General features: G+C 60.6%; 11 protein-coding genes. 9 read left to right on the top strand and 2 right to left on the bottom strand.

Annotation, left to right across the window (positions count from 1 at the left end; genetic code table 11):
• Positions 1-65: 65 nt before the first annotated feature.
• The 8 genes from AC1D2Q_RS14825 to ppnP all read left to right on the top strand — a co-directional run bounded on the left by AC1D2Q_RS14825 (position 66) and on the right by ppnP (position 9,477).
• On the top strand, positions 66-1,856 hold the full coding sequence (locus tag AC1D2Q_RS14825; RefSeq protein ID WP_477813642.1) for an acyclic terpene utilization AtuA family protein: 1,791 nt from the start codon (positions 66-68) through the stop codon (positions 1,854-1,856).
• 12 nt (positions 1,857-1,868) lie between these two features.
• Positions 1,869-2,795, top strand: a complete 927-nt coding sequence (locus AC1D2Q_RS14820; RefSeq protein ID WP_477813641.1) for an SDR family oxidoreductase — start codon at positions 1,869-1,871, stop codon at positions 2,793-2,795.
• Entirely contained in the window at positions 2,771-4,387 is a 1,617-nt protein-coding gene (atuC, locus tag AC1D2Q_RS14815) for a geranyl-CoA carboxylase subunit beta (protein ID WP_018929988.1), read from the top strand. Before AC1D2Q_RS14820 ends, atuC begins: the two co-directional genes overlap by 25 nt.
• A gap of 133 nt (positions 4,388-4,520) precedes the next feature.
• Positions 4,521-5,678, top strand: a complete 1,158-nt coding sequence (gene atuD / locus AC1D2Q_RS14810) for a citronellyl-CoA dehydrogenase (RefSeq protein ID WP_477813640.1) — start codon at positions 4,521-4,523, stop codon at positions 5,676-5,678.
• A complete protein-coding gene (locus AC1D2Q_RS14805) occupies positions 5,675-6,472 on the top strand; it encodes an enoyl-CoA hydratase/isomerase family protein (RefSeq protein WP_477813639.1) in 798 nt (265 codons plus the stop codon). The genes atuD and AC1D2Q_RS14805 overlap by 4 nt, the downstream gene beginning before the upstream one ends.
• Before the next feature lie 64 nt (positions 6,473-6,536).
• Complete coding sequence (locus AC1D2Q_RS14800) at positions 6,537-8,498, top strand: acetyl/propionyl/methylcrotonyl-CoA carboxylase subunit alpha (RefSeq protein WP_477813638.1); 1,962 nt, start codon at positions 6,537-6,539, stop codon at positions 8,496-8,498.
• Positions 8,499-8,569: 71 nt separating this feature from the next.
• Positions 8,570-9,118 carry a 3'-5' exonuclease gene (locus tag AC1D2Q_RS14795; RefSeq protein ID WP_477813637.1) on the top strand — a complete coding sequence of 183 codons (549 nt, stop codon included), beginning with the start codon at positions 8,570-8,572 and terminating at the stop codon, positions 9,116-9,118.
• A gap of 74 nt (positions 9,119-9,192) precedes the next feature.
• Positions 9,193-9,477, top strand: a complete 285-nt coding sequence (ppnP, locus tag AC1D2Q_RS14790; RefSeq protein ID WP_018929993.1) for a pyrimidine/purine nucleoside phosphorylase — start codon at positions 9,193-9,195, stop codon at positions 9,475-9,477.
• 69 nt (positions 9,478-9,546) lie between these two features.
• Here the strand turns inward: ppnP and AC1D2Q_RS14785 are convergent, their stop codons facing one another.
• Entirely contained in the window at positions 9,547-10,350 is an 804-nt protein-coding gene (locus AC1D2Q_RS14785) for an MOSC domain-containing protein (RefSeq protein WP_192379593.1), read from the bottom strand.
• Positions 10,351-10,489: 139 nt separating this feature from the next.
• Positions 10,490-11,425: a chemotaxis protein CheV gene (locus tag AC1D2Q_RS14780; protein WP_192379592.1), complete on the bottom strand. Its 936-nt coding sequence runs from the start codon at positions 11,423-11,425 to the stop codon at positions 10,490-10,492.
• A gap of 462 nt (positions 11,426-11,887) precedes the next feature.
• Here AC1D2Q_RS14780 and AC1D2Q_RS14775 point away from each other — a divergent pair, with 462 nt between their 5' ends.
• Positions 11,888-12,358, top strand: coding sequence for a hypothetical protein (locus tag AC1D2Q_RS14775; protein WP_192379591.1), 471 nt, complete (start codon positions 11,888-11,890; stop codon positions 12,356-12,358).
• The last annotated feature ends 429 nt before the right edge of the window (positions 12,359-12,787 follow it).

The raw sequence follows: 12,787 nt of genomic DNA, 5'->3' as shown, positions 1-12,787 counted from the left end.
TACAAACCAAGCGCTTGCTTGGTAGTCTCGAAGCACTTCTGTCGCAGGTGGCTATGGAGTTGACTGTGCCTAAAACAATTCGCATCGGTTGTGCCAGTGCATTCTGGGGCGACACCTCGACCGCCGCCGCGCAGCTGGTGGAGGGCGGCCGCCTGGACTATCTGGTGTTCGATTATCTGGCCGAAATCACTCTGTCGATCATGGCCGGGGCGCGGATGAAAGATCCCGCCACCGGCTACGCCAGCGACTTCATCGAAGTCCTCAGCCCCCTCCTCGAGCAGCTCGCGAAACAACAGATCCGAGTGATCAGCAACGCCGGCGGGGTCAATCCACAGGCCTGCGCCGCTGCCCTGCAAGCGGCCTGCGACAAGGCCGGGGTGGCGCTGAAAATCGCCGTGCTGTCGGGTGACGACCTGCAACCGCAGTTCAAACACCTGAGCAGTCTTGGTATCCATGAGATGTTCAGTGGCGCGCCCCTGCCGCCGATGTGCGTGTCGACCAACGCCTACCTCGGCGCACCGGGCATCGTCGAAGCCCTGCGCCTGGGCGCCGACATTGTGATTACCGGGCGCGTGGTCGACAGCGCCGTGGTCAGCGCCGCGCTGGTGCATGAGTTCGGCTGGTCGTGGCACGACTACGACAAACTCGCCCAGGCCGCATTGGCTGGGCACCTGATCGAATGTGGCGCCCAGTGCACCGGCGGCAATTTCACCGATTGGCATGACGTGCCCGATTACGAACACATCGGTTTTCCGATCGTCGAAGTCGGCGCCGACAGCCAGTTCATCGTCAGCAAACCCGACGGCTCCGGCGGCCTGGTCACACCGCTGACGGTTGGCGAGCAGATGCTCTATGAGATCGGCGACCCACAGGCCTATTTGCTGCCCGATGTAGTGTGCGATTTCAGCCAGGTCAAACTCGTGCAACAAGGCAATAACGCGGTTCAGGTGCATGGCGCGAAAGGCTTGCCGCCGACCGCTCAGTACAAGGTCAGCGCAACGTACCCGGACGGTTTCCGCTGCACCGCCAGTTGCCTGATCGCCGGGATCGATGCCGTAGCCAAGGCCCGACGGGTCAGCCAGGCGATCATCAACAAGACCTCGCAAATGTTTAGCCAGCGCGGCTGGGCGCCCTACAGCGAAGTGAACATCGAACTGCTGGGCAGCGAGGCCACTTACGGCCCCCACGGCCAGCGCCAGGACAGCCGTGAGGTGGTGATCAAACTCGCCGTGCGCCATCCAAGCAAACAGGCCTTGATTCTGTTCTCCCGGGAAATCGCTCAGGCTGCCACCGGTATGGCGCCCGGGCTGACGGGAATCGTCGGCGGACGGCCGACGGTGTATCCGTTGATCCGGCTGTTTTCGTTCCTGATCGACAAAACCGCCTGCGCCTTGGATATCGATCTTGCCGGTGAGCGCCATCCATGCGCCCTGCCCGCCCTCGATACGCTCGACCCGGCGGACTTGCCACTACCGTTCGATCCGCCCCAACCCGCAGAACGCGCCGACGCCAGCGTGGCCTTGATCAAACTCGCCGTGGCGCGCTCCGGCGACAAGGGTAACCACAGCAACATCGGCGTCATGGCCCGCCACCCCGACTACCTGCCCTGGATCGCCGAAGCACTGACACCCGAGGTGATGGTCGACTGGATGAGCCATGTCCTCGACCCGATTCACGGACGCGTCGAACGCTGGTATTTACCCGGCACTCAGAGCTTTAATTTTCTTCTGGAAAACGCACTCGGCGGCGGTGGCGTGGCCAGCCTGCGGATCGATCCGCAGGGCAAGGCGTTCGCCCAACAACTGTTGGAAATCCAGATTCCGGTGCCCCAGCGCATCGCCGATCAGTTCAATTAGAGGACTGTCGCCATGGCCTATGACTCGATTTTCAAACCCGACCTGTTCGCCGGCCAAACCATCATCGTCACCGGAGGCGGTAGCGGCATCGGTCGTTGCACCGCCCATGAGCTCGCGGCCCTCGGCGCGCAAGTGCTGCTGGTGGGACGCAATGCCGACAAATTGAAAAAGGTCAGCGCCGAAATCACCGAAGACGGCGGTAAAGCCAGTTGGCAGGTCTGCGATATCCGCAACGAAGACGCCGTCACGCAACTGGTCAGCGAGCTGATCCGCGAACACGGGCCGATTCATGGGTTGGTCAATAATGCCGGCGGGCAGTACCCGTCGCCGCTGGCGTCGATCAATCAGAAAGGTTTCGAAACCATCCTGCGCACCAATCTGGTGGGCGGTTTTCTGATGGCCCGGGAGGTGTTCAATCAGTCCATGAGCAAGCACGGCGGTGCCATCGTCAACATGCTCGCCGACATGTGGGGCGGCATGCCCGGCATGGGCCATTCAGGCGCGGCGCGCTCGGGCATGGACAACTTCACCAAGACCGCCGCGTTCGAATGGGGCTACGCCGGCGTGCGGGTCAACGCCGTCGCGCCGGGCTGGGTCGCGTCCAGCGGCATGGACACCTACGAAGGCGCGTTCCGGGCGGTGATTCCGACACTGTGCGAACACGTGCCGCTCAAGCGCATCGGCACCGAATCGGAAATCAGCGCGGCGATTGTGTTCCTGCTCAGCCCGGCAGCGGCGTTTGTCAGCGGCAGCACGTTGCGCATCGACGGTGCCGCCAGCCTCGGCGGGCGGGCCTGGCCAATGCACAAGGCGCAGAACAGTCACTCGTACAACGGCTTTCACCGCGCCTATTTACCTGAAGTACTCAGGCCGGACGCCTCCAAACCAGACGAACCGAAGGACAAGGAATCACCATGCCGGTCATCCAGTCCCAGATAGACCCGTTCAGCGAACCATTCGCCCGCAACCGTGCGGCCATGCTGGCCGGCATCGAGCAGGTCCGCCAGCTCGAACAGAACCTGTTGAATAAAGCCGCAGAAGCCAAACCGAGGTTCGACAAGCGCGGGCAATTGCTGCCCCGGGAGCGGCTGAACCTGCTGCTTGATCCCGGCGCGCCATTCCTCGAGCTGGCGAGCCTGGCCGGCTACAAGCTGCACGACGACAAGGACGGCAGCGCGGCCGGCGGCGGTTTGATCGCCGGGATCGGTTACGTATCCGGCGTGCGGGTGCTGGTGGTGGCGAACAACAGCGCGATCAAGGGCGGCACCATTTCCCCCAGCGGCCTGAAAAAGTCCCTGCGTCTGCAGCAGATCGCCATGGAAAACAAACTACCGGTGATCACCCTCGCCGAGAGCGGTGGCGCCAACCTCAACTATGCGGCGGAAATTTTCGTCGAAGGCGCGCGCAGCTTTGCCAATCAGGCGCGGATGTCGGCGATGGGCTTGCCACAGATCACCGTGGTCCACGGCTCGGCCACGGCGGGCGGTGCTTACCAGCCCGGGCTGTCGGATTACGTGGTGGTGGTGCGCGGCAAGGCCAAGCTGTTTCTCGCCGGCCCCCCACTGCTCAAGGCCGCCACCGGTGAAGTCGCCACCGACGAAGAACTGGGCGGTGCCGAGATGCATGCGCAAACCGCCGGCACCGCCGAATACCTGGCTGAGAACGATGCCGATGGCGTGCGCCAGGTGCGCGAGATTGTCAGTCTGTTGCCGTGGAACGATCAGTTGCCGTGGTTACCGGAACGTCGGTGGGAAGAGCCGCTCTACCCCATCGACGAACTGCTGGGGCTGATCCCGGATGACCCGAAAAAACCTTACGACGTGCGTGAAATCATCGCGCGGGTTGCCGACGCTTCGAACTTCCTCGAATTCAAAAGCGAGTTCGATCAGCAGACGGTGTGCGGGCATTTGCAGATCCAGGGTCGAGCCTGCGGTTTCATCGGCAACAACGGCCCGATCACCCCCAAAGGCGCGAGCAAGGCCGCGCAGTTCATTCAACTCTGCGACCAGAGCCAGACGCCGCTGCTGTTTTTCCACAACACCACCGGCTTCATGGTCGGCACCGAGTCGGAACAGCAAGGCGTGATCAAGCACGGCGCGAAAATGATTCAAGCGGTGGCCAATGCCCGGGTGCCTAAACTGACAATCGTCGTCGGCGGTTCCTACGGTGCCGGCAATTACGCGATGTGCGGCCGCGGTCTCGACCCGCGCTTCATCTTCGCCTGGCCCAACAGCCGCACCGCGGTGATGGGCGGTGCCCAGGCCGGCAAAGTGCTGCGGATCGTCACCGAAGCCAAACAACTCAAGGACGGATTGGTGCCCGACCCGAAAATGCTCGACATGCTGGAACAAGTCACCGCGCAGAAACTCGACAGCCAGTCCACCGCGCTATATGGCAGCGCCAACCTGTGGGATGACGGGCTGATCGATCCACGGGATACCCGCACGTTGCTTGGATACTTACTGGATATCTGCCATGAGGCCGAGGTTCGGGCGCTGCAACCCAACAGCTTTGGTGTCGCACGTTTTTGATTGATCGTTCCCACGCTCTACGTGGGAATGCAGCCCGGGACGCTCCGCGTCCCAAAAGCGGACGCGGAGCGTCCATAGAGGCGTTACCACGCAGAGCGTGGGAACGATCGGGTTCGACAGGAGAACAATAAAAATGATCTTCACCCAGGAACACGAAGCACTGCGCCGCACCGTCCGCCAATTCGTCGATCATGAAATCAATCCCCACGTCGAGGAATGGGAAAAGGCCGGGCGCTTTCCGATCCATGAGATCTTTCGCAAGGCCGGCGAGCTCGGTTTGCTGGGGATTTCCAAACCGGAAAAATTCGGCGGCATGGGCCTCGACTACAGCTATTCGATTGTGGCGGCCGAAGAGTTCGGCACCATTCATTGCGGCGGCATTCCGATGTCCATCGGTGTACAGACTGACATGTGCACCCCGGCCCTGGCGCGTTTCGGCTCCGATGAACTGCGCGAAGAGTTCCTGCGGCCGGCGATCACCGGCGAGCAAGTCGGTTGCATCGGAGTTTCCGAAGTCGGCGCGGGCTCCGACGTCGCCGGGCTGAAAACCACCGCCCGCAAGGACGGCGACGACTACGTGATCAACGGCAGCAAGATGTGGATCACCAATTCGCCGAGCGCCGACTTCATCTGCCTGCTGGCCAACACCTCGGACGACAAACCGCACATCAACAAGTCGCTGATCATGGTGCCGATGAACAGCCCCGGGATCAGCCTCAGCCCGCACCTGGACAAGCTCGGCATGCGCAGCTCGGAAACTGCCCAGGTGTTTTTCGACAACGTACGCGTGCCGCAACGCAACCGCATCGGCCACGAAGGCGCGGGGTTCATGATGCAGATGCTGCAGTTCCAGGAAGAACGGCTGTTCGGCGCGGCGAACATGATCAAAGGCCTGGAGTACTGCGTCGACAGCACCATCGAGTACTGCAAGGAGCGTAAAACCTTCGGCAACGCGCTGATCGACAACCAGGTCATCCACTTTCGCCTGGCCGAACTGCAAACCGAAATCGAATGCCTGCGGGCGCTGGTCTACCAGGCCACCGAGCAATACATCACAGGCCAGGACGTCACCCGTCTGGCGTCGATGGCCAAACTCAAGGCCGGACGACTCGGTCGGGAAGTCAGTGACAGCTGCCTGCAATACTGGGGCGGCATGGGCTTCATGTGGGACAACCCGGTGGCCCGGGCTTACCGCGATGTACGGCTGGTATCGATTGGCGGCGGTGCCGACGAAATCATGCTGGGGATCATCTGCAAACTCATGGGCATCCTGCCGGGGAAAAACAAATGAGCACCCTCCCCGTCTGTCAAACCCTGCTGCTCGGCCTGCATACCGACGTGCTGCACATCACCCTCAATCGCCCGGACAGCCGTAATGCCATGAGTTTGCTGATGGTCAGCGAACTGCGCGCGGTGCTGGCGGCGGTGCGCGATGACCGGCAGATTCGCGCGCTGGTGATCGGCGGTGCCGGCGGGCATTTTTGTGCCGGTGCCGACATCAAGGACATGGCCAACGCCCGCGCTCAAGGCCAGACCGCCTACCGCGATTTGAACCGTGCGTTCGGTGCGCTACTGCAAGAGGTGCAACACGCGCCGCAAGTGGTGATTACGGTACTGCAAGGTGCGGTGCTTGGGGGTGGCTTCGGCCTGGCTTGTGTCAGCGACATCGCGATGGCCGATCATCAGGCGCAATTCGGCCTGCCGGAAACCAGCCTCGGCCTGTTGCCGGCGCAGATCGCACCGTACGTGGTGCAACGCATCGGCCTGACACAGGCCCGCCGACTGGCCCTGACCGCCGCACGCTTCGATGGCACCCAGGCGCGGCGCATGGGGCTGGTGCATTTTGTCGAACATGACCCACAAGCGTTGGCCGAACGCCTCGATGAGGTGTTGGCCCATGTGTTGTGTTGCGCACCGGGGGCGAATGCGGCGACCAAAAAACTGTTGCTGGCGAGTGTCGGACAACCCTCGGATGATCTGCTGGATCAGGCAGCCGAGTGGTTCAGCGAAGCAGTGACCGGGGCTGAAGGGGTCGAGGGGACAATGGCTTTTGTGCAGAAGCGCAAACCAGGGTGGGCCGTTTAAAGAGCCTCGCGGGCAAGCGCGCGATGAGCCCTTACATTCACCGCAAAAACCAAGGAAATACCTCATGCCGGCCCTCAAGAAAATCCTGATCGCCAACCGCGGTGAAATCGCCTGCCGCGTCCAACGCACCGCGCAAAACCTGGGCTACCGCACCGTCGCCGTATTCAGCGACGCCGACGCCAATGCGCTGCACGTGCAGATGGCCGACGAAGCCGTGAACATCGGCCCGGCCCCGGTGCAGCAGTCTTATCTGAACATCCCGGCCATCATCGATGCCGCCCGGCGCACCGGTGCCGATGCAATCCATCCCGGTTACGGCTTCCTCTCGGAAAACTCAGGCTTCGCCCTCGCCTGCCAGCAGGCCGGTATCATCTTCATCGGTCCCAGCCCCGAGGCCATCGAGCTGATGGGCAGTAAACGGCTGTCGAAACTCGCCATGATCAAAGCCGGCGTGCCCTGCATCAAAGGCTATCAGGGCAGCGAACAAGACGACGCCACCCTGCGCCGCGAAGCCGAACGCATCGGCTATCCGCTGATGATCAAGGCCAGTGCCGGCGGTGGCGGTCGCGGCATGCGTCTGGTGCACAGCGCCGCCGAATTGCTGGAACAGATCCGCAGCGCACGCTCCGAAGCGCTGCACGGGTTTGGCAGCGACGAATTAATCCTCGAACAAGCCTTGATCGATCCGCGTCACGTTGAAATTCAGGTGTTCGGCGACCAGCACGGCAACCTGATCCACCTCGGCGAACGCGACTGTTCGATCCAGCGCCGCCACCAGAAAATCATCGAAGAAGCGCCCTGCCCGGCGATGACCACCGAATTGCGCCAGGCCATGGGCGAGGCGGCACTCAAGGCGGGTCGCGCGGTGAATTACGTGGGGGCGGGTACCGTGGAATTCCTGCTGGATGCTCACGGCCGGTTTTACTTCCTGGAGATGAACACCCGGTTGCAAGTGGAACACCCGGTGACTGAACTGATCGCCGGCCTCGATCTGGTGGCCTGGCAATTACACATCGCCGAAGGGCAACCGCTGCCGCTACGACAGGAACAGGTGCAGCTCAACGGGCATGCCATGGAAGTGCGCCTGTACGCCGAAGATCCAGCCCATGGATTTCTGCCGCAAACCGGGCGAATCGTGGCCTGGGAGCCAGCGATCCAGGGCAGCGTACGGATCGACCATGGCCTGATCGAAGGCCAGTCTGTCAGCCCGTTCTATGACCCGCTGCTGGGCAAGCTCATCGCCCACGGTGCCACCCGTGAAGAAGCCCGGCGCAAGTTACTGCGGGCGGTACAGGACAGTGTGCTGCTGGGCGTGCAAAGCAATCAGCGCTTACTCGCCAATCTGCTGGAACACCCCCAGTTCATCAGTGGCGAGTTCAGCACCGGGTTTATCCCCACGAACTTCGCCGACCATCCCTGCCTGCACCCTCATGCGCCGAGCGCCGACGAGCTGGCCATCGCCGCGGTGCTTTTTTATCAAGCATCAGCGCAGGCTCACCCCGCCCCGCTGGCCGGTTGGCGCAACAACGCCAGCGTGCCGCTGCACTATCGGATCGGCCTGGAAGATCAGGCCTGGCCGGTAGAACTGCACGCTGAACCTGGCGAACCCTACCGTGTTCAGATCGGTGCCCGGCCCCTCGAACTGAAGGTCATCCAGTGCGACGGACGCTGGGCCACCCTGCAAATCGACGGCATCCGCCAACGCCATGCCTACCGCCGAGAAGCTGGTCAACTCTGGTTGTTCACGCGCCCCGGCAGCCTGCGGCTGGTCGATCGGACCCAGGCGCTGGTCAGCAGCCAGGTCAGTGTCAGCTCTGGCACGCTCAAGGCGCCGATGGACGGGGCGATCGTCGATGTATTGGTCAGTGAGGGCAGCCCGGTCAGCCAAGGGCAGCTGCTGGTGGTGCTTGAAGCGATGAAAATGGAGCATCCACTCAAATCGGGGATTGACGGCGTGCTCAAGCGCTTGCAGGTCAGGGTTGGCGACCAGGTAAAAAATCGTCAGATTCTGTTGGAGGTCGAATAAGCCGCTAGGCGGATCCGCCGGGTTTGGCTACGCTCAAGCCCTATCAGGATGCGGATACCAGGAAACCTGCAATGCCTCACTGGCTGGTCATTGATCTGGAAGCCACCACCGATGAGGGCGGCTGGCCAGTAACAGAAATGGAAATCATCGAAATCGGCGCCACCCTCGTGGACCGCAAAGGCCGGGAACTGGATCACTTCCAGTGCTTCGTGCGCCCGTTGCGTCGGCCCCTGTTGACCCCGTTTTGCCGCGAATTGACCCACATCACCCAGGCCAATGTCGACGCTGCCCAGCCTCTGAGCGACGTCTGGGTTTCGTTCGAACACTGGCTTGACCAGCATCTCTCGGATCTGGAAGGCTGGGCCAGTTGGGGTGACTACGACCGCAAACAGCTGCTTCAGGAATGGCAGCGGCTGCACCTCGACAGCGCTCTGAGCCGGGTGCCGCACATGAATCTCAAGCAACGTTTCGCCAAGGCCTGTCGACTGGAGCGCCCGCTGGGGCTTAATGGCGCCCTGCAACTGGCGGGCCTGCAGTTCAACGGTCAGCAGCATCGGGCGCTGGAGGATGCGCGCAATACCGCGCGCCTGTTACCGCTGATTTTCCCCGCCAATCCTTGAGTGCGGGAGGTGACGCCTATCGACACCTTGTGCATACTGGCCGGCCCTTTTTAGCCCTTTTCGAGGAATCGCCCATGTTTAAAGTCAACGAGTACTTCGACGGCACCGTCAAGTCGATCGCCTTTGGCACCGCTGAAGGTCCGGCGACCATCGGCGTCATGGCACCGGGCGAATACGAATTCGGCACCAGCCAGCGTGAAATCATGCACGTGGTGTCCGGCGCCCTGACCGTCAAACTGCCTGACAGCAGCGACTGGCAAACCTTCGCCGCCGGCAGCCAGTTCAACGTGCCCGCCAACAGCAAGTTCCAGCTGAAAGTGGCCGTCGACACCGCTTACCTGTGCGAATACCGCGGCTAAACCCCTAGGGTTTCACAGCGAAAAAAAATGCCCGTGTCCAAGAACACGGGCATTTTTTTATCAGGGCTGCTATTCGAGGATCGTCACCGGCATGCCGACTTCGAGCCGACCGTTACCGTCATTGACCAGGTTCTGCCCGAACATCGCGCCGTCCTCTTGAGCCCGATATTGCTGCAAGGTCGCCAGAGGTTCGCGGTCATCGCTACGTTCGCCGGTCTGCGGGTCGATGGTGGTCAGAATGCAACGTGAGCAGGACTTGACCACGCGGAACTCGACATCGCCAATGCGGATGCGCTTCCAGCCATCTTCGGCGTACGCCTCGCTGCCCTCGATCACCAGATTGGGCCGAAAGCGCAGCATCTCCAGCGGTCGCCCGACCCGTTGCGACAAGTCTTCCAGCGACGCCTGGCCAATCAGCAACAACGGAAAGCCGTCGGCAAAAGCCACCTGATCGTCGTCCTTGCCGTAGCCGGCCTGGGTGGTCCGAGCACGATCGAGCGGCACATGCACCAGACGCGTCGGCTTGCCGATGAACTCACTGACCCAGGCTCCCGCCGCATCCCCGGCATCGGGCACGCGCAAGGTGTCGCGCCAGATGGTCACGCCACGCAGCTCTGCATCGCTGGCGGGCAAGGCGATATCGATCGGTGAATGGCCTTGGGCACTGAGGGTCAAGCCACCGCTTGCGTTCCACAACGCCGACAGCTGACTCATTTTCGCCTCCGCGCGCTGGGTCAGAAAGCGCCCGCTGGCCTCGTCCACCAGCATCCAGCGTCGGTCGCCGTCCAGCCCCAGTTTATCCAGGCTGACCTGATTCAAGGTCTCGCCCTTGCCGGATTTCAACGGAAAACGATAAAGCGCGCTCAGACGCATGGCCACAGCTCCCTGGTGGGCAAAAACGCCACCCTATACGAGCTTGATCGCCGAATCAAAGGCCCTGTGGCGAGAGGGCTTGCCCCGTTGGGCTGCGCAGCACCCCCAAACCCTGCCACCGCGCTCTTCCAGTTCGCTATCAGGCCGGAACTGCATCGAGCATCAGGCGCTGACGCACCACGTCGACGAGTTTGTCGGGCTGGAATTTGGAGAGGAAGTTGTCGCAGCCGACCTTCTTGACCATCGAGTCATTGAAGCTACCCGACAGCGAGGTGTGCAAGACCACATAAAGGCCGCGCAAACGGGGGTCGTTGCGGATCTCGGTGGTCAGGCGATAGCCGTCCATCTCCGGCATTTCCGCATCGGTGAAGATCATCAACAGCTTGTCAGTCATGTTCACACCGGTATCAGCCCAGGCCTTGAGCATGTTCAGCGCCTTCAAGCCATCACTGGCGATATGCATTTTCACGCCCAACTGACCCAAGGTGTCGCGCAATTGCGACAGAGCCACGTTCGAGTCATCCACCAGCAGCACTTCACGGCCACGGGCGCGCTCCAGAACCGGATCGTCGAGTTTGTCGCGAGAGACCTTGGCGTTGTATGGCACGATTTCGGCCAGGACTTTTTCGACGTCGATGATTTCCACCAGCTGATCATCGACCTTGCTGATGGCGGTCAGGTAATGCTGGCGACCGGCGCTGGTCGGCGGCGGCAGAATGGCTTCCCAGTTCATATTGACGATGCGGTCCACGCCACCGACCAGGAACGCCTGCACCGAACGGTTGTACTCGGTGACGATGATCGTACTGGTGGAGCTTGGTACCAGCGGACGCATGCCGATGGCCTGGGACAAGTCGATCACCGGCAGCGTCTGGCCACGCAGGTTGACCACGCCACAAACAAAGGGGTGGCGCTGCGGCATCAGGGTCAGCTTCGGCAGCTGCAGCACTTCCTGGACCTTGAAGACGTTGATCGCGAACAATTGCCGTCCGGCCAGCCGGAACATGAGAATTTCCAGGCGATTCTCACCCACCAGTTGCGTGCGTTGGTCTACCGTGTCGAGAATGCCGGCCATTAATGACTCCTGGGCTTGTTCTGATGAATTCACTAAAGAGAGTTATCGGCAGTTTTTGTCGAATCTTGACCCCCGGACAAAATGCCATGTCCAAGCATTGATGTCACATTAACATCATGCTTTACTGACCCCGTGATTCCATCTGCTTCATCCCTTGCGGCACGACCTTGGTTTGCACGTTAGGTTCCCCTGTGTAAGGGATTCCCCTAGGCACAATCAGGCCCAACCTGATATTCGCAATATCCAATAGCCATTAATGTGACGCCATTCTCATTGCATGAACGGAGTCAGGCTTTTGTGTGCGATCGCAGGTCAGTGGCCATCCACCCTCTCGAGCTCCCCAGTCGGTGCCCAAGCCTGCCAGAGCGCGATCTCACCAAGGCATGGCAGCGCCGGGACACGTAAGGTTCTCGTCGACACACACGACATTCCCTCATCTGACATGACGTTGTGGAGATAAGCATGGCGAACAACCCTAAAGAGTGGGCCCAGGGATTTCCGGAGTTTCTCGTCGAGGCTGAAACACTCCTGGCCAAGACCGAGGAGTGCCTGAGTCATTTGCAGTTGATCAGCAATGACAAGGACGCCATCGATTGCATGCTCAGCACCCTCCTCAAGCTGGCAAGCAAGGCCGATGCCCTGGCACTGGCAACGGTTTCGGAATTCTCGCTGCACATTCATGGATTGCTGAGCCACGCCCAGAATCACATGGACCTGCATGATCAGGCCCTGGATGCGCTCAAGGATTGCTTCACGTTAATGGCCTGGCAACTCGAACTCATCGACCAGACCACCGGCCAACTCGGCCTCGATGACAGTGAACAGACGTCCCTGATCGAAGCGTTTGCATTTCAAGTGGGACAAAGTCAGTTTCAGCCGCCCAGCCACTCCAAGCAGTTCAGGCTCGTTTCGTTCTCTGAACGGCAGGCTTAAATTCACCAACCCCGTGTTGCGCATTTTTTATTGTAATGATGCCGCCCTGTAACTTGAGTGTGCGCATACCGCAATTGAATATTTCATACCCGTCGATGGCAGCTCGAAACAAATAGTTACCCCGGCCCCGACTTCAGATAGTGCCTGCCAATAAAAACAAAACGCCTGGCACACTCGATATCTTTCGAAGATAAAAATCAAAAGTTTATCCATTGTGGAACTATCGTCCAAAAACGTTATTTCCTGAAGGTACCTACCTATATGCCGAACGCGACCAACGGTATCTTAAGTGGTATTATGCCGCCCATTCGTTGACGTCAATTAATGACAGAGTGCCCTTTGGCGCGAACAAGCCCATAACATTGAAGGCTTTATTTCGAGCATTGCACTGCCGTCATTAAAGGCGACTCATACAACCTATTTTCAAAC

Source organism: Pseudomonas sp. P1_A1 (assembly GCF_056406935.1).
Note: the sequence above shows the minus strand (reverse complement) of the source record. Positions and strands in the feature narration are given on the sequence as shown.